This window comes from Streptomyces krungchingensis, from assembly GCF_054729265.1.
In genome coordinates this window covers 69,364-91,426 of the sequence record NZ_JBPUKY010000003.1, presented here as the reverse complement: position 1 = coordinate 91,426, position 22,063 = coordinate 69,364, and the positions used below count along the sequence as shown (strand labels likewise).

The window sequence follows — 22,063 nt, the reverse complement described above, 5'->3', positions numbered from 1 at the left end:
GGTGCGCCCCTCGCCGGGCGCGATCCCGTCGAAGCGGGCGGCCAGCAGCGCGATGTCATCGTCGCGGTCGCCAGGGCCGAGTATATCCAGCACCTCGTCGCACAGGGCCTCGAGCGGCGGCGGGTGGTCGGGCCCTGTCATCTGCGCCGTGGCGGCCAGCCGCTCCCGCAGCTGCTCTATGCCGGTCCACACGTCCCGCAGCCGCGACTCCACGAGCCCGTCGGTGTAGAGCAGCAGGGTCGCTCCGGCTGGCGCGTCCAACTCCACTGCCTCGAAGTCGACGCCACCCACGCCGATCGGCGCCCCCGGCAGTACCCGCAGCACCTCGGCGCGGCCGCCGAGGTGCAGCAGAACCGGCGGCGGATGGCCGGCGTTGGCGATGGTGATGCGGTGCGATACGGGGTCGTAGACGGCGTAGAGGCAGGTCGCCATGTGGTCGGTTCCGAGGCGCTGCGCTTGTTCGTCGAGGTGGTGCAGGACCTCCTGCGGGGGCAGGTCGAGTCTGGCCAGGGTCTGCGTCGTCGTGCGCAGCTGGCCCATGATCGCGGCGGAGGTCATGGAGTGCCCCATGACGTCGCCGACGACGAGGGCCACGCGGCTGCCCGGCAGCGGGATCGCGTCGTACCAGTCACCGCCCACCCGCGCCGTCTCGGCGGCCGGCAGATAGCGGGAAGCCAGCCGTACACCCTCGAGCCGTGGGAGCGTCTCGGGCAGCATGCTGCGCTGGAGTTCGTCGACGATGTACGCCTCATGGTTGTACTGCGTCGCATTGTCGATAGCGAGTGCGCTGTGTGTAGCAAGCTGTCCAGCGATCAGAAGGTCGTCTGGCTCGAAGAAGGTGCGTTCCGGGCGGCGCAGGAACAGCGCGGCGCCGATCACACTGCGCCGGCCCCGCAGCGGGGCGAAGATGGCGTGTTTCTCTCCGGGCACTGCCCGCGCCAGGCTCTTACCGAGGAGTTCGGGCAGGGCGGCGAGCGCATCCGTGAAGACCGGGCGCACCCCGCGCAGCACCTCCGCGAGCGCGCTGCCCGGCTGAACCTCGCACACCTCGGTGATCACTTGGAGAGCAGACTGCGGAGACACCGATGACGCCAGGAAGCCCTCGATGCCGTAGTTTTCCCGGATGTGGTGGTCATCCCATCGCCGCAGCGTGATGGGTTCGGTGGGCCGCTCGTCGTCGACCAGTATTGGGTCGCGGAGGTAGAGAATGAGGTCGTCAGCAACGAATGGCACCGCGGAATCAAACAGGGCATGGAGGATCTCGTCCACGTTGAGTCCGTCGGCGATCCGGGCCGTAGCTTCGGCCAAGATCGAGGTCATACCGTCTGGTTGCTGTGCGTCATTGCCGACGCCGAGTGCCTGCAGCACACTATGGGCGGCCTGGCCGAAGGGCCGCACTTCGGCAGGCAGGTGCTGCAGCGCGGCGGGATCGTGCAGTACCGCGGGCACGCTCACCGTGCCGTGAACGCGGGCGCTCACATGCTTCTCCAGCATCCCGCACAACTGCCACGCCTCGTGTTGGGGAAGGAGTCGCTTCAGCTCCTCTTCGGCGCCACCGCGGAAGGCCACCACGAACGTGCCGTTCTGCTGCGGATGAAGCGACACGATGTCGCTCGTGATCAGCTCGGCCATGTCGGCGACCGTGGCCTGAGGCACGAGCTCGTGCCGGATCAGCTGAACCACTGGTAGACCGATGCGCCCGACCAGGGCGCATAGGACAGCAAGTTTGACCGCATGTGGCGAAGCCGTCCGGACAAACGCTTGGACCGGGTCAATCTGTGCGGCGCGGGCGGAGTTGGTGCTGCCGCGCTGGACACGCCCGGTGGGGGGAATGAGTATTGCGTCGCAGCCGCTGGGATCGCCTCGCATCTGAGCACGTGCCCAACGGCCGAGCGAATGTGGGCTCAACGACAGGACGGGGACCGGGAGCCAGGGAGACGGGCCGTCCGCCGGTTCATCCAGGAGCAGTGGCATGCCGAAGTGCAGTGTGGTGCTGCCGTTGCCTGGCACAGCCTGGGTGGCGGAGACGCCGGGGAGGTCAAGTGCACTGCGGCGCCAAAGTTTCGGGGGCAGCGGATTGAGTAGTGCCACTGATGTCGACTGGGCCCAGGCGCGCAGTTGCTTCCAGATCTTCTGGTGGTACCAGCCGGGGGCCGAGCAGTCCGAGACGAGCAGGACGAGACGTCTGCCTTGTGGGGAGAGCACGTGATCGGGGCCGGCCACCGCTCCCTGGTGATCATGGAGAAGAGGCCGTGCTTCATCGAACGTCAGTCCCCAGGTGCGCAAGAGCCGGAAGGCTCCCAGGTGGTCTAGCACGCGTTCCAGCTCGGCGATCGTTTCCTTCCACACCTGCATGGACAGAGACCGGTCAACGATCAGCAGAAGATCGAACCATCGCTCCGGAGCGGCTCGGAAGGCGGGGATGAGTTCACCGCTGCGCGCGTAGCCGTCGATCGTCTGCTCTATGTCCAGCTCTGTGTGCAGGCCGGCTGCCCACGGCCGTTTGTAGGCCCGCAGCGCGCGCAAGAGGTCCAAAGTGTTGGGGAGGGCAGGGCCCCGGGTGACGGCAATCGACTCACCCGGCACACTGCCAAGGCTGTCGGGCAGTTGCTCGTGTATCGCGACACCGGGCTGGGGTAAGTCCATCGCTGCCTGGCCGCTTTGCGAGCGATGGCTCGGTCCACCATCAACCCCCGGCGGTAGCGGCCGCGGCTCGTTGGTGCCTGACTGCCGATGGCCGGTCGGTCCACGGAATGTGGCAGCCAGCCAGACCGCTTCGGCCATCGCCGTAGCGTCCAGGTCCGTCCCTACTGCGTGAAGGCCCTGCAGCACCCGTGACAAGCGGTCAGGCACGGGACAGCTCTCGCATGAGCAGTGCGGCAACCTCCCGCCGGCCAGCGCCGTCTGGAGCGGAGCTACCAGACATCACGTAGACGGCATTGAGTAGTTGGTCGATGGCCAGGCTGTCACCGCCTTCCAGTCGGGCTACGAATTCCTCGACGAGGTCGCGCACCGGTCCCCCGCCATCGATGTCGATCTGCAGATGAGCCATGATCATCTGACGGAGCAGGGGAACTGTCGGCGGTGCCATGGTGTAGCGGATGCACCGGCGCAGGAAGGCGGCCGGAAAGTCACGCTCGCCGTTGCTGGTCATCACGATGAAGGGGAATTGCGCGCATCGCACGCGGCCCCGCCTGATGTCGTGATGTTCGTCTCCGCCCCAGTGCCGGACGGAGACGACGTCTTGTTGGTAGCGGGCGAGTTCGGGGATCTCATATTCGCCGCGTTCCAGGACGTCAAGCAGATCACTGGGCAGATCGAGGTCGCTCTTGTCCACCTCGTCGATCAGCAGCGGGCGCGGATGAGGTGACGGCAGCAGGGCCGTGCCGAGCGGTCCCAGTTGCATGAAGGGTGCGATGTCATCGACGCCGTCGGCCTGGCCGAGCCGCTGGGCGTGGATGCGGCCCAGCGCGTCGTAGCGGTACAGCGCTTCGGTCAGGGTGCTGCGGGAGGTGATGTGCCAGCGCAACACGTCTCCGAGTTTCAGCTCGCTGGCCACCTGCTCGATGACGGTGGACTTGCCCGATCCGGCCGGGCCTGTGACCAGGAGCGGTCGCCGCAGATGCAGCGCTGCGTTCACGGACTCCACTAGTCCCTCGGGCGGCTGGAACTCCGTCGCCATCGCCCGGCGGGGGAACGTCCGCCACGGCGGAGGGGGCGCAAGTTCTACGTCGCGTGGGACGCCGTCCCCGGTGAAGTACGGACTCCAGGTCATGAAACGCTCCCGTGTACGGCGACGTGGCTGTCGAACCAGCTGCAGAAGTCGAGCCATTCAAGGTCGTGCCAGACGGATCTGAGGTCGGCGAGCCGGTCGGACGGTGCGGCGCAGTCGCCCTGCCAGCGCCGCCGGTAGGCCTCGGCCAGTTGGGCCGGCAGGTGGTCCCAGAAAAGGTCCAGCAGCGACTGTTCCGTAGGGGAGAAGTGGTGGTTCGGCTCGGGCCACAACACGACCGGCACATATGCCAGCAGCAGTTCCATCAGCTGCTTGAGGTGGGCAGGGCGCTGCGCGAACGCCACCGCGCGTGTGTACCGGCCGGCCCGCAACCGCTCTCCGAGGTCCTGTGGCTGGCTCGCGTCGTGTTCAGCCAGCCAGTCGACGGGTGCCCCGGCCGCACAGGTGTTCATCTTCTCCAGTCCCGCCCGGGCGTGGTCGTTAATCCACCATAGGTGTGCGGGCGGATTCAGGCGCATGCTCCAGCGCACGACCACGTCGTGGTTCACGCCCAGACGCACGCCGAAGTCGGTTTCCTCGGGCTTCCAGCGCAGTACCAGGGCGGTGGGAACGGCGACGTCCACGTGTTTCAGCGGCGCCTGGCGCAGCCTTGCGTGCCTGCGCCCCCAGGCGACGGCCTCTCCTAGCTTCGCCTCAATCGCTGCCTGCGTCGGGGCACAGGCAACTTCCGCTCGCTCGCACACTGCGCGGCCGTCCAGCAGCCACAGGCTCAGCGACTCGGGCCAGTCGTCCGCGACCGTGGCATGCAGGCTGACGACCAGTCGCAGCCGTTGCGCGGCCATGCCGCGGGCCAGGTCTTCCTGGGCGTCGTTCAGCTCGATGCGGGCCCCGCAGGCATGTGCCCATGCCGTGACCTCGGCAGCGGAGAGGTCGAGTCCGGCGTCGGCGCCCAGCGCGGTAACGAATTTGGTGAGTAGCGCCGTGCGGCTGTCGCCGAACCGTGGTGCGCGCAGGACGAGCAGTTCGAGGAGGTCGGTGAGCAGCGCGGTGCCAGTGGTGTCGGGCATCAAGGCGTACACGTCGGCGGGCAGCGCGGGTAGCGCCTGTCGCAGCCGCTGGGTGGTCAGCTTGCTACCCGCCCAGGAGGTGAGGAAGGAGTGAGTGGCAAGGCAGATGCGCAGGCCGTCCACCACATGGACGGCCCGGTGGAGCAGGGCAACGGGGCCGATTCCCGTGCCGGTCTCCTTGATTGTTTGGATGTCGTGTCGTACCCGATCCAGCTCGGTCAGTGACCAGGGCACCGGCCAGGCCACGGTGGGTCCGACCGTTTCCAGCGCTGCCTTGAGGTCTTCGGCGCCGAGCGCACCCGGGCCGGGGCGATCGGTGCCGGCGTGGCAGGGGTTGTGCGCCAGCCACAAGCCTTGCACCGCCAAGTGATCACCGTCGTGTTCCGTACTGACAACGTCCTGGCCGATGACCGTGTGGCGGAGCTTTTCACGCACCGCGGAAACGCTCGCCTGCTTTCCAGCGCCCGGAATGCCTCGTCTCAGCAGTTCGGCGAGCTGCCGACTGAAGACGAGGTCGAACGCCTCCTGTTCGGCACCCGAGGCCATAAGCAGGGATACACGGGTGCGCCCGCCCCGCACTCCGGCCACGAGAGCCTTGACGTCGGGCACCGCCCCCGCGGCGTGGCATGTGTCGATCAGTCCGATGACGCCGTTGACGCCCGGGTGCTCCGCCGCCTGGACGATGAGCTGTCCGACGTTCACCGCGGTGCTCAGCACCTCCGGCTGCGCGTCGGCTCCCATCAGGTAAAGCTCCGGGCGCCCGGGCGGCGCCATCCCGTGACCGAGGAAGACCAGGACCAAGGTGGCGCCAGCTTCCCCGGCCCGCCGGGCGGCGGCCCGCACCGTGGCCTCGATCCGTGCCTGCGTCACGTCCGCGCCGTACAGCAGGGCGATCCCGTCAGCCAGGGCTGGAGAACAGTGGCCCAGTTCGTCGTGCTGCAACACGTCGCCCAGGGCGCGTGCGGCATCCTCCAACGCATCCAGAGGCCCCTTGGCCTCATTCTGAGGGGCCAGGATGAGAAGTAACCGCGAGGCAGTCATGCCGATGCACTCTCCCCAGCCAGGCGGATGGCCTCCACCACCGGGCCAGCCACACTCGCCTGCGCCAGGTACTTGGTGGCCGTGTGCACCCAGATTCCGTCGGAGTCCACCCGGTCACTCACGGGCAGGCAGCCGACGGTGTTGGGCAGCACGTCCCGCTCCAGCCACGGGCGCGGGGCGATGATGTCGTCCCGGTCCCAGTAGTTGAGCCAGCGCCCCACGCAATCCGGGGTGGCCGGCGGATGGGGTCGCAAGCGGGGATGTACCACCGTGCGCATCCCGATTGGAGATCCGACGGTCACGAGCAGCGGTATCGGACCCCGATGCTGGTGCAGAGCTTCCAGGGCGACGACACTGCCCAGGGAATGGGCGATGACGACGGTCGGTCGGTCCTCGTTCAGGAAGCTGAGGACCCGGTCTCGGATGCGCTCGTCGAGCGTGCGCCCGTCGTCGGGTTCTGCTCTGGCCAGATAGCGGGTCACCTGGGCGAGGTGACCCGCCATAACCCGGCCGCTCGCCCACTGACCTCCGCGCCGGATTCCGGGCAGGGCCAGCAGGGTGGTGCAGACGTTCACCAGTCGCCGTACAAGGTCTCCGCTGCCTTGCGACTGCCGGGTAGCTGTCAGCTCCGCGTGCGCGTGCTGCAGTACACGCCGCTCATATTCGCCCGGACAAGCCGGCAGTTGGGTGTCGATCACTTCTTCCAGCAGTTGCCGGAGCGCTTCGTCTTCGCCTCTCACGTCGCCGGGTGATGCCGTGCCGCCTTGGGCGTGTGGACGGATGAACAGGTCCCCGTAGTAGGCGAAGGCCGTGTCGGTGAAGCTGTTTCGCTCCAGTGCAGAGCCCTGAAACGAATGGCCTGCCTTACGTGCTCCGACGGCTAAGGCCTCGAGCCAGGAGCCACACTCCGTCTCGGGATCCCGCATACCGCCGATCCCATGAATGAATACCAAGGCTGGTTTCACGCGCCCTGGTCCCCCTCCCCCGCCTGCATCCCGCCGCTCCGGTGCACGAAGCCAACGGCGCGGCATCCAAAGCCAGTCGACGCAGTCCGCGTACGCAAAGAAGGTCGAGATTAGCAAGCGAAGCCCGTGCACGGGCCATGCCGTGCATGGTCGGCTACCACATCCCCTCTCGCCAATGCTCGACGGAACTGTCCAGACAGCACTAGTGGCCAGACGAGAGGCCAGCGGGTGCCCTCCGGCTTGTCGGTCAGCAGCGGCCGCCTGCCCGAACCCGACACCCCCACTGGCAACAGCAGCTCGCCGCCTACATCCGCGCGACGGCTTGACGCGAGGACCGGGGTGCGGCGTGGCGTCCCACCGGCCTCACTGTGCCCTGCCGACTCGTACGCGTCGGGCTCGTATCCGTAGAGTCACTTTGTGTCACGTCTTGTATCAGCCAAATTCGGTTCATCCTGTATCTCAACTGGCTGACCGCTGCCACACTCTGTGACTGCGGCGGGCGGCCCGCCGTTGAGAATGGACCTCGGGGGTGTTGCGTGGCGGGTCGTTCTGGCCAGTACTACCGGGCGGGTCACTGGGTGAACCGGTCGGAAGGCAAGAGCACACGGGCGAAGAAGTCCGGAACGGGAGTCGTGGTCGTGGGCCTGCTGGTCGTGGGGGCCTGGATGGGGCTCTTCTCCCCCGACTCCGGCAGCGACAAGCCGGCGCCCGAGCCGTCGTCGGTCTCGTCGCCCTCCGGGCGCTGACCCCTTTGGCATCCTGCCCCGCACTGGGGCGGGATGCCTTGGCGCTTTACGTCTCGCGGTGCCGCGGCCGGCGGTTTTGGCGTCCTGCCAGACGGTCCCGCCAGGAGCGCGCCGACGGCGGCGCGGCGGCCTGCACGAGTGGGTCGGGCCGTGCCCGTTCCTTTTCCTGTTCCTGGGTGCGCAGGCGTTGCCAGGCTGCCTGCCATGCGCCGATCTGGTCGCTGGTGAGTCCGCATACGGCGAGGTAGCGGCCGGTGGTCTTCCAGGTCGCGGGCAGCGTAGTGGTGTTGAGGAGCCGGCTGACCGTGGCCGGCGCCAGGGGTGGGTCGGCTCGCTGTGCGAGGGCCGGGATGGTCAGGCCAGTGAGCGCCCTCATCTCTGCGAGTGCATCGAGGAAGGCGAGGGGGGTGTGGCAGTCGTCCGGGTCGGGCCAGGCACTCTCGTCCGCGGCCGCGCGTGCGGGGGCGGACGCGGGGCGGTAGGCCTGGTTGTAGGCCAGGACGAGCCGTCCGGCGGTGTTGCGGTCGCGTTTTTGCGGTGCGGGCCGCCCCTTCGCGGCGAGTTCGCCGCGAAGGTGGTGGTAGACGGCGTTCAGGTCCAACTCGCGCGGCCCGTCGGGGATCCCGTGCTGCAGGACGTCGAGCAGTTCACCGGTGAAAGCGGTGTGGGTCTCCCCCGGCGGGGCCAGGGCCCGCCCGTTCTCGGGGGCGGCGGCCAGCAGGTAGCTGCCGTCGATCTGAGCCTGGTCGGCCAGCAGGTCCTCGCCGCCCATCAGCCCCAGCGCCCGCCCGCTCATGCAGCAGTCGAGGATGATGACGAAGCGCCGGGCCGTGCAGTCCGTGATGATCTCGCGCAACGCCTGGTAGGTGACGCCGGTGTAGCTGCTGCCCTGGACGGAGCGGGGCAGGCCGAAAAAGAGCTCACCGCGGCCGTCGAGGAGGCCGTGGCCCGCGAAGTACACCAGCAGCGTGTCGCTCGTGGTCTCGGCGGCCTCCTTGACCGGATCCAGCATGTCGCGGGCCGTGTCCGGCTCGGCGACCACGGTGCAGTGCCCGGCCGGCAGATGCCACGACGTGGGGCCGGTCAGCGCCCGGGCAAGCGCCGGCAGGTTGTTCGCCACGGCCGGCAACGGCTCCAGCACCGTGTAACGGCTGACCCCGACCAGCACCGCCCGCGACGCGGCCGGGTCAGGCAGTGCTCTCACGGCCGCGACCCCTGCCCGGCATCCGGTCCGTCCGGCTCCCCCTCACCGCCCACGCTCTCCAGCACCGCAAGGACACGGCGCAGTTCGGCGTCCGTGCCGTTGCTGATGCTGATCTCGGTACTGCCGCGCCGGATCGTGACCTGCGGCGCACGCGGCCTGGTCTGACGCCACGCGGCCACCGAGAGCACGAACGAAGCAGCGCTCCATCCGTTGCCGGTCACCAACTGCAGGACATCGAGCACGCCGCCCATCGATCCGGGCTCGGCCGACTTCTCCCGCAGTGTGAGCGCGGCCGTCCTGCGCACCGCGGGTTCCTGGCCCAGCCAGCCCTGCAGCGAACGCAGTTCGCTCTCCGAGCGCTCCCCGTCGATGTACACGTCAACACGCACCGCATCCCCCTCCAACAGCGCCCACGCCCCCGCGAGAGGGCCCGCACTCGGCCATCCTGCCCCGCCCCCGAACCCGTCACCCCTTCCCAACCAGCCACTCCCACGGACCTCCGGCGGCCTGGCATACGCGCACCAAAGCATCGCCCCACGTCGGTCGCCGGACCGGGTCTGGCGAGCCCCTGACGCTCATGAACACCGGGAACGGCGCTGTCGGCGCCTGCGGCTTCGGGGCGGCACGGGCCGAAGGGCGCGGCAGGCTGCGGCAGTTACAGGGGCCTCGGAGCAAAGGGCCGCCGGCGGGACCGGCATGAGCAGGGCCTGGTTGTGATGCCGAGAACCGGCTGAGGCTCGGCGCATCACGGCGGCCGGGCATAACGGTGCGGGCCCGCACCGAAGGATGCGGGCCCGCGCGCTGGGAAGGGGTCAGCCGCCGCGCGCGATCTGCTGCAGCATGTCGCGGTCGGCGATCTCGTAGACCCGGTTCGTGCGTTCTCCCTTGCGGAAGCGGACCAGGGCGCCTTCCCTGCGCAGTTCCGCCACGGCCCGTTCCACGGTCGCGCGGCCGAGATGGAGCGCTTCGGCGATGTCGTGTTGGGTCGGGCCCTCGACGATCGGGTAGCGCATGGGCTTCACGACGAGCTGCCGGTTCTCGTTCTCCACGGTCTTGGGCCGCATCACGGTGTCCTCGCCGGCGAGGTAGTCCAGCAGTGCGGCCACCCGGGATGCGGGCGACTTCCGCGTCGCCATGTACACCCGTTCGATGACGCTGACCCGGTCCATCCCGATCCTGGCGAGCATCAGCGCGGCCATCGGATCGGACACCGCCATGGCGCGCAGCGCGTTCGAGGGGATGAGCAGGCACCTGCTCTCGGTGAGGAAGTTCAGGTACCTCGTCACGCTCGGCTTGCCGGCGGCGCGTGAGGTGGTGCCCTGAACGGCGTGGTGGTCCCCGAAGACGGCTCCCCTTCGCCAGATGCGGATGGTCTGCCCGTTGGCCGTCTCCTCCAGCACGCACCCGTCGATCAGGAAGAACACGTACCCCGACGTCCTGCGCAGGTGCGTGACATGGCCGCGGGCGTAGGCGCGGTAGCGGGCCTGCGCGGCGAGCTCCAGGAGCGTGGGGATCGGCAGGGCGTAGGAGGCGAGGTCGACCATCGCGGACCTGCCGGCCGCGCTGAGCTCTTCCACCTTCGTCTTGAGGTTGTAGGGGCGCTGCGCGCCGCCCGTGACGACGGGGCCGTAGGACTCGCGGCTGCCCTGGCCCGTGATCCCGTCGGTGTACCCGACGATGTGATCGCTCGTCAGGCGTTCGCCTGCGAGGGAGCTGGGCAGTTCGGTGCTGGTCATCTAGCGGACCCCCGGCTCGGACGAGGCCGGTGCGCCGCCACCGGCGGGCGCGGACGGCTCGGCGCCCGGGTGGGCGGGAGCGGTCGGGGCCACCACGGTCGTGGCGCCCGGGTCCTGGACGAGGACCTTGACGACCGGGACGAGGGCAGCCACCAGGGTCGCGAGTGCCACAATGACGGCGGCGATCCTCACGGGCTTGCTCTTGAGCAGCCAGATGGCCAGACATGCGGCGGTCAGTGTGATCCCGTAGATCAGCACCGCCGCCAGGAATTCCTGCGACAACGGCTCTTCTCCCGACAGGAGATGGGGGCCGAGCTTCGATCAAAAGATCGAAGCCCGACCGTCCGGTGGAATGGTCTCTCTCTGGTGTGCAGGCCGGTGCTGCGTGAGTTCTGGCAAGGAACTCACCACCGGTTAAAACGGCATGCTACGGCATGGCATCCGGGTGACCAATTGTCGACTGTTCCTATCTCCGGAACGGCGTGGCGAGTTGAATGACGGTCAGCTTCCTGAGGCCGAATGCTTTGGCCAATGGGTGACCGATGGTCCTGCTTTCCGGAGTGAAACCCTCGCCTCCCGGGCCCTCGCCACGAGGCCGGATACACGAAAGACCTCGCCCGCAGGCGAGGCCTTCGCGATCTGCTGGCGCCCCTGGGGGAGCCACCCCCCGGGGGACGCCTAGTGCTGAGAGACCATTCCAAAGCCGTTCAGCACGCACTAGATAACCCCGTAGCGTACGCCAAATACCCCTCATCCGAGGGAGAGTGAGCGTGACGCCGTCCAAATTCCCTCATGAGATTGATTGCGCCGCGCCACCGGCATGTACGAGAACCGGTTTCGCCCTATGCGATCAACACTCGCGCAGCCGTCGCAAATTTCGAATAAGATCAACTCCCGATCCATTATGCCTCCTTCGGACCGGAAATTTCTGTGCGGCGCCTGGGGCATGTGGTTCGCTGATCGAAAGCCGCGGACGTGGTCTCGGGGCGCCGGTCCAGCGGGGCCACGTGGGGATTTCCGTCGGGGTGGTCGTCGATCCAGTCCAGGCCTCCGAGATCGAGGCGCTGGCGGGTGCGGGTGACGGCCACGTAGGCCAGGCGTGCCTCAGCTTCGTCGACCGGCCCGGGCAGTGCGTTGCCGCTGTCGTCTTTTTGGTCGCTGTCTCGGGGCGGGGTGAAGTCATCGGCGATTCTTACGCAGGCCCATTCGCGCCCTTTGGCCTTGTGGGCGGTCGACACGGTCACATCGGCCCGGTCTTCTGGGCTGAGGCGGGCGAGGGCGGCCAGGACAGCGTCCGCGCCGTGGGTGTCGACCAGGCCGACCAGTGGCTGCAGGTCACGGCCGGCCGGATCGTGGCTGGCGTATTCCTGCAGATCTGCCCAGCAGGCGAAGAGAAGCAGCTCGGGGTGGATGGTGCGGCGTCCGTCCTTCAGGTCTCGGGCCGCTTGGGCCAGCGCGCGCAGGCCCTCTCCCCCGCCGACGAGTCCCACTTGGCGTCCTTGTGCCAACAGATCCATGACCGCAGTCATCGCTCCGACGTTGGTGCGGCACAGCACGGCGTCGGGACAGGGAACGGGTCCGATGTCGGTGGGTACTGCGGGGGTTCCGGTCAGACGGATCGGGGCGTCGGCGATGTGCAACCACCGGTTGGCTTCGTCGGCGAGGCGGGGGCCGAAGCGGAAGGACTGTGACAGGGCGAGCCGGGTGCCTTCGAAGCTTGTCATGACGTCTTTGGCGCCGCGCCACTGGTAGATGGCCTGGGCGGAGTCGCCCACCATGACGAGTTGGGCATGGTCGCGCTGCTTGAGGAAGATCTGTTCGACGACGGGGTTGGTGTCCTGGGCTTCGTCCAGGAGCAGGAAGTCGGCGTCGATCCTGGGCTGCGTGAGGGCCCACATCTTCAGGTAGTGGTCGTGGTCGAAGCGCACGGCCCCGTCGTCGGGGTGCTGTAGGTCCGCCCAGGCTTTGCGGGCGAAGGGCAGGACGTGGGCTGCGAGTTGGGCGTGGAGATTGTTGTCCTCGAGGCCGCGTAGGCGAGGTACATGATGCCCGGTGATAGCTTCATCGGCCGTGTGGCAGAAGCAGGCCACGGTGCGCAGCAGGGTGTGGCAGAGGGCTTTGTGGGAGATCTCGCGCTCTGCGATGCGGATGGTTTTGGTGAGGCCGAGGGCCTGGCCGGTCTGCCATGCCGGGCGGCGGGGCGCGTTCAGGCGGCGGGTGTAGCGGTGGCCGACGGCTGCGTAGGCCAGGGCGTGCGGGGTCTTGCACTGGACTGTGCTGGGGAAGCGGGTTCGTGCGTCTTGGGCGATGGATCGGTTGAAGGCAAGGTAGCGGCCGCGGCGGGTGGTGGTGCGGGCTAGGAGGGCGAGGGTGGTGGTCTTCCCGGTGCCGGCGCCGGCCTGCAGGGCGAGGTGGTCGCCGGCGTGGAAGGCGTCGGCTGCTGCCGTCTGTTCGTCGGTCGGTGTCATCGGTCGGGGCCTTTCCAGGAGCCGGGTCAGCGTGTGTCCGACGACGGAGGTCAGGCAGACGGGGGTGGCACGGGCCGGGAGTTCGCCTGCGGCCCGCATAAGGCGGGTGCGGCAGCGGCCGGGACGGTCGCCGTGCAGCAGTTGGCCGGGGCTGGTGGCGGTCCCCCGTCTCGGGCGGTTGCGTCGGGTGTCTCGCTGACTGCTGTGCCGGTGTCGGTCAGCGGGGGCGGGAATGGGGCACATGGCGGGGACCGTGTCAGGCGGCACGTGATGATCGGCAACGTCGCTGGGGGCATGTCCCCTGACCGGCCCAGCCGGATCGAACGCACGCGACAGCGCACCCATGTGTGTTCGATGGCTGCTCGCCGGTTCGGGTGATTTGCAGGAGGGCGCCCGGGAGAGGGTGCGGGGTCAGGAACTCTGCGTGCCGGGCGGCGTGTGGTTGCTGCAGAGGGTGCTCAGCAGGTGCTCGATGGGCACGTCGAAGGCGTGGGCGAGGGCGTGCCAGGTGGTGACGCTGCCGGTGGTGCGGCCGTGCTCGAGGTCGATGAGGGTGCGCCGCGCCAGGCCGCTGCGGCTGGCGAGTTCGTCGAAGGTCCAGCCGCGCTCGTTCCTCAGCCGCGCCAGCGTCACGCGCAGCGCGGTGAGGTCGGGATCGGGCGGCAAGATCGTCACCCCACCATCCGACGGTGCAGAACCCTGCCCTGTCAGTGCAGATCTCTGCACTATCGGCGCAGGCGGGGGTGACGTTCACGGTGCAGAGATCTGCACTACCGTGCCTCCTCCCTGCCCCGGCGGCCGGGAACCGATCACCGCGGACGGACAGACGGGAGGACGACCTGCTGATGAGACTTGTCGGCGCGCATGCCGCAGTGCGGCGCATCTGGACAGTGGAGCTGCGGCCGCGAACAGGCGGTCCCACGCTTGTCTGCCCTGCCTGCGCCGCCCACACCTCGCAGCTCCAGGCCGCCTCGGCTCGATCCGCCGCCCTGGCGCATCTGGCCTGCCACGCCCGGGCCGACGCGTTGCCGGCCCATCTGCGCAGCTGTCAGTGCCGGGCGCAGGGCTGTCTGTGGCATCCGCGTCACCGCGGGTGCGCAGGCCCGGTGCTGCTGGCCCTCACCCGCGACCGCAGCGGCCGTACCTGGCGGCTGGCCGACGCCTGCGCGGCCTGTGCGGCAGCCACCAGCCATACGGCCGTGGTACCGGACACGCTGCTCAACTCCCCCGGTCCGCTGCCCTCTTCCGCCCTGCCGCCTTCGCCGCCTTCCGGGTTCCGGGCGCAGCGAGACGAGCAGGTGCGGGTACGGGAGATGCTCACCTACCTGGGTGCCGCGCTGCCCCGGTTCACCTCCCCTGCCGCCCGGCTGCTGGGCCTGCAGTGCGCCCTGCGCGCCGACAGCCGCGGGCACGTCCGGCTGCCGGCAGGGCTGCTGCGCGGCATGCGCCTGCGCGGGCATCGGGAGCTGTGGCAGGAGCTGGCGCACACCGGCTGGCTCGAGCCTCCGGATGTCAGGTCGGTGCCCGTGCAAGTGCGGCTGCTCGACGCCGCGGTCTTGGACCAGGTGCCTGGCCGCCGCGCCCGCTGCCGCGCCGCCCACTGGGCGCTGCATCCCGCTCCTCTGGCGCTGCCGGCTGCACCGTCTGCCCTGCGGCTAACCGCTCTGGTGCTGGCCGCACACAGCGATGTCGGCGCTGAGCACTGCACCGACATGGACGTCCTCGCCCGCCTGAGCGGGCACTCGCAGCAGCAAACCGGAGAGCTCCTCGACCGACTCGTGACCACCCGCACCCTGAGGGCCTGGCATCACAACCGCGAGACCGACGAGATGTTCTGGCGGCTTCCCCAGCTCAGCGCATGCCCCCGCAGCGGCGCTCCGAGACCTCGCGGGTAGAGACAGTCCACCTTGGCAGCGCTCCCGCTGTCACCGTCAGCGCAAGGCCTCAGCCCTCACGCTGTATCAGGTTGGGGCAGCGTTGGATCCGTTAGGAACTCGTCAGTTCATGCCTCTCATGGCGGGCCCGCGAGCACCAGTCGGTCGGCGGGATTCGCCGACCATGGCAGATCCTTCGTCAGCTGCCGAAGTGACGCGGCAACTGTGCGGCCGCGTCCAGGAAGGAGGTGATCCAGACGATCCCGCCTGTATGTGAGCGTGCTGCGACGATACCGACGACGACGTTGTCCGGGTTGAGCACGGCAGCGCCGCTGTAGCCCTCGAAGCCGAGTTCGCTGTCCCCGCGCACCTGTACCTGCCACCAGTTGTTATGCGCCTGCCCGACGAGCACACCTTCTCTCCATACTCCCGCGTCGTACCCCTCGGGATAGCCGAACAGCTTTACTGCTTCGCCGCTGTGGGGCTGACCCACGCTCGCTGTATCCGTGGGAACCAAGGGTGTTGAGAAAGACAGCAGAGCGAGATCGACCTCATCGTCCATGGCAACCCCATGGTGGGGTATGCGCCAGACAACACTGGCCTCGTAGGTGCTGTGTGTGCCGTCGGCGGGCACCACCAGGATCGGTTCGTGTGCAGACTCGTCGCGTCGGTTAAGGCTGTCCACCACATGTGCGCGGGTCAGAACATGTCCATTGCCCAGAAGTACGCCGGCACCCACGGTCCCCGAATCGCCACTGATCCTCACGAACGGCCGGGTCGACACGGTCATGGCCGGGCGGGTCTTCACCACAGTGTCACCAGCGGCTTGCTCGTGCAGTTCGTGAAAGCGGGCGGCCTCTTGTTCAGGGTCACGGACGGTGACGGCACGCTCAGCGAACCACCGTACGAGACTGTCGAGTTGATAGGCCGTAGGCCACTGCCGGCCACTGAGAACCTTTGCCACCAAATCCCTGTTCATGGTCGCGCGGAAGTCACCTGCCGCCAGGCCTTCGCTGACCACCCGAACACCCGGAGTATCAGCGGCCCGGTACAGCACATGGAGCGCTTCCAGCAGGCGCCGCCTCGGCCCGTCGGGGTAGTCCCGCTCAGACGGAAGGTCGATTCCCCTGCTCCCCCTGGTCACCATGGTGGCCTCCTGGTCGCCGCGGCCCGCGAAGTGTCAGCATCCGTCAGCAAGTGTCACGGACGCCGGGCCTCTCAGGAAGCTGTTCGCGCAGGTCGTTACGCATGCGCCGAGGGAGGTGTCATTGACAAGTCACCCACTCCCGCGGCCAGTGCCTAATGGAAGGACAGGGCGGGACGCCACGCAACGGCGCCCCGCCCGAGCACCGGCCGGCTGCCGAGACGTTGGAGCGCAAGGCGGCCTGTCCATCCGAGCAGAAAGATGAATCGATGCCTTCCAACCGTACGCCTGACAGGGGACGCCGTGGCGACATGCTCGTATTCCTCGCAATCCTCGGCGTGGGAACCATCCTGGTGCTGGTAGGACACGTGAGCCCACAGGACCTCGCCGGTTACACCTCGTCCTTGGCGGTTCTCTACGCGGCCTGGCGCCCACTGACCCGGGCCAGGATGGAGAAGAAGCGAGATGCGGACAACGACAATCCGTGAGCGTGTCGCTCGTTGCGACGACGAGCAACAAGCTCTCTTAAGGTCAAACCGTGTCAGAAGCCCACGCCAGCCGGATACGGCCCGAGAGGAGTTCGGGGCTCTTCCTCATTCCTGAGGTTCGGCGCCCGGCGTGGCTCTACAGTGCTGAACACGGCAAGCGGGGGCGAGTTCCGGGGGCGCGGGGCATGGCGCGTGTGGTGGGAGTACACGGCATCGGTAAGCAGACGATGGGTGAGGAGTCGCTGCGCCAGCAGTGGTTACCGGCTCTCAACGACGGTCTCACCCGTGCCGGTTCGGCCGAGCGCCTGGCGGTGCCGGATTTGTCGATGGCCTTCTACGGTGATCTGTTTCGCCCCGAGGGGGAGTTCCTCACGGTCGGGGATCCTCCCTACACCTTCGTGGACGTCGGGGAGGGCTTTGAGCAGGAGTTGCTGATGGCCTGGTGGAGGGCGGCCGCCGACATCGACCTGGCCGTGGTGCCGCCGGGTGCGGACACGCTGGTTTCCACGCCCCGCTCGGTGCAGGCTGCACTCAGGGCGCTGTCCGGGTCGCGGTTCTTTGCCGGTGTCGCCTTGCGGGCGATGGTGTTCGACCTGAAGCAGGTGAATCGCTACCTCACCGACCCGGATCTGCGCGCGCAGGCCCTCGCACGTGTGGTCGCCGCGATTCGGGAGGACACGAGGGTGGTCGTCGCGCACTCGCTGGGCTCAGTCGTCGCCTATGAGGCGCTGTGTGCCCGTCCCGGCCATCAGGTGCGGGCACTGGTCACGATCGGGTCGCCGCTGGGCATCGACAACCTGATCCTTCACCGTCTCCAGCCGGCGCCGCTCGCCCTGGGCGGGAAAGCGCAAGGCGTGTGGCCGGGCGGGGCCGGGCTGGTGTGGACGAACCTGGCGGACGACGGGGATGTCGTCGCTCTGGTGAAGGATCTCCGCCCGGTGTTTGGGGAGCGAGTGGGGTGCGCGGTGGTGCACAACGGCGCGCACGCCCATGACGCGTCCGCGTACCTGACGGACAAGCTGTGCGGGCAGGCGATCGATGACGGCCTGTCGTGATGGTCCATGCTCCTGATGGCCCGCAGGACGGTGAGGGCCCGCGCCGGTATCTGATCGCCACGGCCGTCTCCCGCTATCCCAAGTGCGCGCAGTGGGACCGGCCCGGGCTCGTCCAGGCGCGCGAGCAGGTCATCGAGCTGTTCACCGGGAAGTTGGGGTATCGGCATGTCACTGCTCTCGGTCTCGATCCGAGTCGGGTGCAGCTGACCGACCAGCTGAGGGCCTTCTGCACCTCCCCTGAGCGCCGTGAGGACGACCTGGTTGTCGTCTACCTCTCCGGTCACGGAGAGGTCCTCGAGGACGGTGGCGAGCATGTCCTGCTGATGGCCGACGCCGATCCGGCCGACGTCTCCTACACTTCGCTGCCGACCGCGGACCTGGTCCGCGTGCTGCGCGGTACGAGAGTCCGCCGGCTCCTGCTGATCCTGGACACCTGCTACTCCGGCCAGGGTGGCAACGAACTCGCGGCCGCCGCCTTGGAGGCCCTTGGTGCGCAGTGGGGACAGGGTAAGTCGAGCTCGGGTCTGGTCGTCGTGTCTTCCGCTCAGCCGCACCAGCAGGCGAAGGCGGGCCTGTTCCCACACCTGCTGGCCCAAGCGGTGAACAGTCAGGCCACCGCCGGCCACTCACCGGCCCACCTGTCTGTCTCTGCCGTGGTGCAGCAGATGAACGACCATGAGGACAGGCCCGGCTATCAGCGCATTAGTCTGTCCCTGATCGGCCTAAGCGGTGAACCGCCCGACTTCCTCTCCAACCCGCGGCACGACGTACGCCTCACCGACGTCGACCTCGCCCTGCAGGACGCCGCCGAGTTCGACGCCTACGCCCTGCGCCGGGAGACCGAATTCACGACTCGGCTGCTTGTTCGTGCCATGGGCTACCACGGCGACACCGCCCAGGGCTGGTGGTTCTGCGGCCGCCACCAAGCCCTCGCCGACCTCGCAGGTTGGCTCAACCACACCGGCACCGCCTCCGCCGACCAACGCGATGGGCCTGGCGTCGAAACGAGTCAGGCCGTGCGGGTGGTCACCGCGGGGCCGGGGTCGGGCAAGACAGCGGTGCTCGGCCTCATCTCCGCCCTCGCGCTTCCTGAACGCCGGCGAACCGTCCCGGTCGACCACCTCGGCCTCGCTCCCGACTGGATACCTGCTCAGGGCAGTATCGACGTCATCATGTACGCCCAGAACCTCACCAACACCGAGGTTCTGGGCGGTCTGGCCGCCGCAGCTGGCATCCTCAAAACCGCGACCGTCGGCGAGTTCCTCGAGGCCCTGGAGCAGCGAAACCGCGCCAGACAGAAGCCGTTCACGGTGCTCATCGACGCTCTCGACGAGGCCGCCACCCCCGACACCCTGTGCTCCCAAATCATCCGGCCCCTCATCGAGCACGCCCAGAGCCGCATCCGCCTGCTGCTCGGCACCCGTCCCTACCTGCTCGACCGCCTCGGCATCGACACCAGCATCCCCAACTATCAAGGTCAGGTCATTGACCTCGACAGTTCCGCCTACGCCGACCAGGAGGCCCTGCTCGCATACACGATGCGCAACCTCATCCAGAGCCGTCGCACCTCCCCATACCGAACGTGGCAAGGCCGCGACCGCTTGCGGGCCGTCGCCGACGCAGTCGCGCACGCGGCCGGCACGTCCTTCCTCGTCGCCCGCTTCGCCGCCTACACCCTCGCCTCCGCCGACACCGTCGTCACCGATCCCTACGACCCGGCGTGGCGGGCAAGCCTGCCCCGCCACGCCGGACAGGCCATGCGCGACGACCTCACCAGCCGTCTCGGCTCCGACGCCCGGCGCGCCGCGGACCTGCTGCGCCCCCTGGCCTACGCGGAAGGCCAGGGCCTGCCCTGGGAAGACATCTGGGCCCCCCTCGCCTCCGCCATCTCAGGACACGCCTACACCGACGCCGACCTCCTCTGGCTGCGCCACAACGCCGGCTCCTACGTCGTCGAAGCCACCGAGAACGGCCGCTCCGCCTACCGCCTCTACCACCAGGCCCTCACCGAACACCTCCGCGAAAGCACCGACGCGGCTACCGTGCACGCCGCGTTCGTCGACACCCTCACCAACTGCGTCCCCTACCGCGGCGACGCCACCCGCGACTGGTCCCGCGCCCACCCCTACACCCTCAACCACCTTGCCACCCACGCCGCACAAGCCGGCCACATCGACGACATCCTCGCCGACACCGAATACCTCGTCCACGCCATCCCTCGCAGCCTCACCCCCCACCTCCACCGAGCCACCAGCAGAAAGGCACGACTGACCGCAGCGGTCTACAGGACCGCCTTCGACCTGCACGCCACAGCTGCCCCACCAGTACGGCGCAACGCCCTCGCCCTCAATGCAGCACGCGCCAACGCCAAACAACTGGTTGCCCAGTTCAACCAACGCGCGCGGCCCGGCACGTGGATACCGGCCTGGGCAACCAGCAACGACTTCACCCCTGCCCTACGCGACACAATCACCGGCCACGAGGACTCAGTGGGTGCGGTGGCGTGCACAGTCCTCGACGGCAAGCCCGTCGCCGTCACCTGCGGCAGCGACCACACGGTCCGGGTGTGGGACCTGGCCACCGGCCAACAGATTGGCGACCTCACCGGCCACGAGAGCTGGGTGAATGCGGTGGCATGCACAGTCCTCGACGGCAAGCCCGTCGCCGTCACCGGCGGCATCGAGGGCACCGTCCGAGTGTGGGACCTGGCCACCGGCCAACAGACCGCCAACCTCACCGGCCACGAGATCTGGGTGTACGCGGTGGCATGCACAGTCCTCGACAGCAAGCCCGTCGCCGTCACCTGCGGCTATGACGATGTCCGGGTGTGGGATCTGGGCACCGGCGAGCAGATCGGTAACCCCCTCACTGGCCACGAGGGCACGGCGCACGGAGTGGCGTGCACAGTCCTCGACGACAGGCCCGTCGCCGTCACCATCGGCGATGGCGATGTCCGGGTGTGGGACCTGGCCACCGGCCAACAGACCGCCGACCTCACCGGCCCCTTGGACTTGGTGCGTTCAGTGGCATGCACAGTCCTCAACGGAAGACCCGTCGCCGTCACCGGTTGCATCGATAGCACGGTCCGGGTGTGGGACCTGGCCACCGGCCAACAGACCGCCAACCTCACCGGCCCCTTGGACTTGGTGCGTTCAGTGGCATGCACAGTCCTCAACGGAAGACCCGTCGCCGTCACGGGCGGCGATGGCGATGTCCGGGTGTGGGACCTGGCCACCGGCGAGCAGATCGGTAACCCCCTCACTGGCCACAAGGGCGGGGTGAATGCGGTGGCGTGCACAGTCCTCAACGGCGAGCCCGTCGCCGTCACCTGCGCCGACGACCACACAGTCCGTGTATGGAACCTCTCGGTTGATGGCTTGATGCGCTCAGCAGGCAGCCCCCTTACTTCGGGCACCCGTTTGGCGTGCACGGACTTCGATGGCAGACCCATCGCTGTCTCGTGCGACCGCGATCCAAGGCTCCGGGTGTGGGATCTGACCACCCGCCAATGGACCAGCATCCGCACCGGCCACGAGGTCGGGGTGAATGACCTGGCGTGCACAATCCTCGACGGTAGGCCCGTCGCCGTCACCGGCGGCATCGAGGGCACCGTCCGGGTGTGGGACCTGGGCACCGGCCAGCAGATCGGTAACCCGCTTACCGGCCCTTTGTTGGTGAATGCGGTGGCGTGCACAGTCGTCCACGGCAGACCCATTGCCGTCACCAGCGCCAGCGAGGGCACGGTCCGAGTGTGGGACCTGGCCGACGGTCAACAGATCGGCAACCTCTCCGGCCGCGAGGGCCGGGTGAATGCAGTGGCGTGCGCAGTCCTCGACGGCAAGCCTTTCGCCGTCACGGGCGGCGATGGCGATGTCCGGGTGTGGGACCTGGCCACCGGCCAGCAGATCGGTAACCCCCTCACTGGCCACAAGGGCGGGGTGAATGCGGTGGCGTGCACGGTCCTCGACGGTAGGCCCGTCGCTGTCACCTGCGGCGTGGATAACACGGTTCGGGTGTGGGACCTGGCCACCGGTCAACAGATTGGCGACCTCGCCGACCACGAAGGCCTTGTGAATGCGGTGGCCTGCACAGTCCTCGACGGTAGGCCCGTCGCCGTCACCGGCGGCGCCGCCAACTTGGTGCAGGTTTGGGATCTACGACTGGGAAAGTGTCTACAGGACATAGTGGCGCCTACATTTCAGGATCTGGCGGTCACGCCCGATTGCAGGATCGTCATGGTTCTCGGTGGTGACATCGCAGTCCTTGAACGTGCACAACGTCAGGGCTTGAAGCATTGACTGAAGCGTTTCGTTACCTGAGCTCGGCGGAGTAGGAGCTTCCGCCGAACGTCGGCCCGTCGGTGCCTTCACCGATGTCCTCCACGATGACGCCGTCGACGAAGTGGTCCTCGAAGACGTCGTCGGTGAGCTCGTCTGCGGCCTAGAGACCTTCGATCGCGGCCCAGTTGCCCATGCCACCGTCGATGCGGAGGGGCGCAGCGTCGCGTGTCCCGCACTCGAAGTGGTCGCGGCCGGTGGTGAC

14 protein-coding genes and 2 pseudogenes are annotated in these 22,063 nt (G+C 68.3%); 4 read left to right on the top strand and 12 right to left on the bottom strand.

The window, feature by feature from the left end; translation table 11 throughout:
• Positions 1–9: 9 nt before the first annotated feature.
• The 5 genes and pseudogenes from ACSYGO_RS46375 to ACSYGO_RS46355 form a co-directional block, all read right to left on the bottom strand.
• Positions 10–1,053: pseudogene (locus tag ACSYGO_RS46375) on the bottom strand (PP2C family protein-serine/threonine phosphatase); the annotation flags it as partial.
• Between the two features lie 474 nt (positions 1,054–1,527).
• A pseudogene (locus ACSYGO_RS46370) lies at positions 1,528–2,784 on the bottom strand (SAV_2336 N-terminal domain-related protein); the annotation flags it as partial.
• Between the two features lie 61 nt (positions 2,785–2,845).
• A complete protein-coding gene (locus tag ACSYGO_RS46365) occupies positions 2,846–3,775 on the bottom strand; it encodes an AAA family ATPase (protein WP_460390502.1) in 930 nt (309 codons plus the stop codon).
• A complete protein-coding gene (locus ACSYGO_RS46360; RefSeq protein WP_460390501.1) occupies positions 3,772–5,841 on the bottom strand; it encodes a vWA-MoxR associated conflict system protein in 2,070 nt (689 codons plus the stop codon). The genes ACSYGO_RS46365 and ACSYGO_RS46360 overlap by 4 nt, the downstream gene beginning before the upstream one ends.
• A complete protein-coding gene (locus tag ACSYGO_RS46355) occupies positions 5,838–6,767 on the bottom strand; it encodes an alpha/beta hydrolase (RefSeq protein ID WP_460390500.1) in 930 nt (309 codons plus the stop codon). Before ACSYGO_RS46355 ends, ACSYGO_RS46360 begins: the two co-directional genes overlap by 4 nt.
• A 575-nt stretch (positions 6,768–7,342) precedes the next feature.
• On the opposite strand from ACSYGO_RS46355, the gene ACSYGO_RS46350 reads away from it, so the two are divergent.
• Entirely contained in the window at positions 7,343–7,552 is a 210-nt protein-coding gene (locus ACSYGO_RS46350; protein ID WP_460390499.1) for a hypothetical protein, read from the top strand.
• Positions 7,553–7,598: 46 nt separating this feature from the next.
• Here the strand turns inward: ACSYGO_RS46350 and ACSYGO_RS46345 are convergent, their stop codons facing one another.
• The 6 genes from ACSYGO_RS46345 to ACSYGO_RS46320 all read right to left on the bottom strand — a co-directional run bounded on the left by ACSYGO_RS46345 (position 7,599) and on the right by ACSYGO_RS46320 (position 13,635).
• Positions 7,599–8,756 (bottom strand): caspase family protein, encoded by a 1,158-nt coding sequence (locus ACSYGO_RS46345; protein ID WP_460390498.1) that lies wholly within the window; start codon positions 8,754–8,756, stop codon positions 7,599–7,601.
• Complete coding sequence (locus tag ACSYGO_RS46340) at positions 8,753–9,145, bottom strand: effector-associated constant component EACC1 (protein WP_460390497.1); 393 nt, start codon at positions 9,143–9,145, stop codon at positions 8,753–8,755. The genes ACSYGO_RS46345 and ACSYGO_RS46340 overlap by 4 nt, the downstream gene beginning before the upstream one ends.
• A 423-nt stretch (positions 9,146–9,568) precedes the next feature.
• Positions 9,569–10,492, bottom strand: coding sequence for a Crp/Fnr family transcriptional regulator (locus ACSYGO_RS46335; protein ID WP_460390496.1), 924 nt, complete (start codon positions 10,490–10,492; stop codon positions 9,569–9,571).
• A complete protein-coding gene (locus tag ACSYGO_RS46330; RefSeq protein WP_460390495.1) occupies positions 10,493–10,774 on the bottom strand; it encodes a hypothetical protein in 282 nt (93 codons plus the stop codon).
• Positions 10,775–11,394: 620 nt separating this feature from the next.
• Positions 11,395–12,960: a UvrD-helicase domain-containing protein gene (locus ACSYGO_RS46325; RefSeq protein WP_460390494.1), complete on the bottom strand. Its 1,566-nt coding sequence runs from the start codon at positions 12,958–12,960 to the stop codon at positions 11,395–11,397.
• A gap of 411 nt (positions 12,961–13,371) precedes the next feature.
• Entirely contained in the window at positions 13,372–13,635 is a 264-nt protein-coding gene (locus ACSYGO_RS46320) for a helix-turn-helix transcriptional regulator (protein WP_460390493.1), read from the bottom strand.
• A gap of 431 nt (positions 13,636–14,066) precedes the next feature.
• Here ACSYGO_RS46320 and ACSYGO_RS46315 point away from each other — a divergent pair, with 431 nt between their 5' ends.
• Positions 14,067–14,855 carry a hypothetical protein gene (locus tag ACSYGO_RS46315; RefSeq protein ID WP_460390492.1) on the top strand — a complete coding sequence of 263 codons (789 nt, stop codon included), beginning with the start codon at positions 14,067–14,069 and terminating at the stop codon, positions 14,853–14,855.
• Positions 14,856–15,033: 178 nt separating this feature from the next.
• Here ACSYGO_RS46315 and ACSYGO_RS46310 read toward each other — a convergent pair whose 3' ends face one another.
• On the bottom strand, positions 15,034–15,981 hold the full coding sequence (locus ACSYGO_RS46310) for a S1 family peptidase (protein ID WP_460390491.1): 948 nt from the start codon (positions 15,979–15,981) through the stop codon (positions 15,034–15,036).
• Between the two features lie 670 nt (positions 15,982–16,651).
• Between ACSYGO_RS46310 and ACSYGO_RS46305 the strand changes: the two genes are divergently transcribed.
• Positions 16,652–17,521 (top strand): hypothetical protein, encoded by an 870-nt coding sequence (locus ACSYGO_RS46305; RefSeq protein ID WP_460390490.1) that lies wholly within the window; start codon positions 16,652–16,654, stop codon positions 17,519–17,521.
• Positions 17,521–21,819, top strand: a complete 4,299-nt coding sequence (locus ACSYGO_RS46300; protein ID WP_460390512.1) for a caspase family protein — start codon at positions 17,521–17,523, stop codon at positions 21,817–21,819. Before ACSYGO_RS46305 ends, ACSYGO_RS46300 begins: the two co-directional genes overlap by 1 nt.
• The last annotated feature ends 244 nt before the right edge of the window (positions 21,820–22,063 follow it).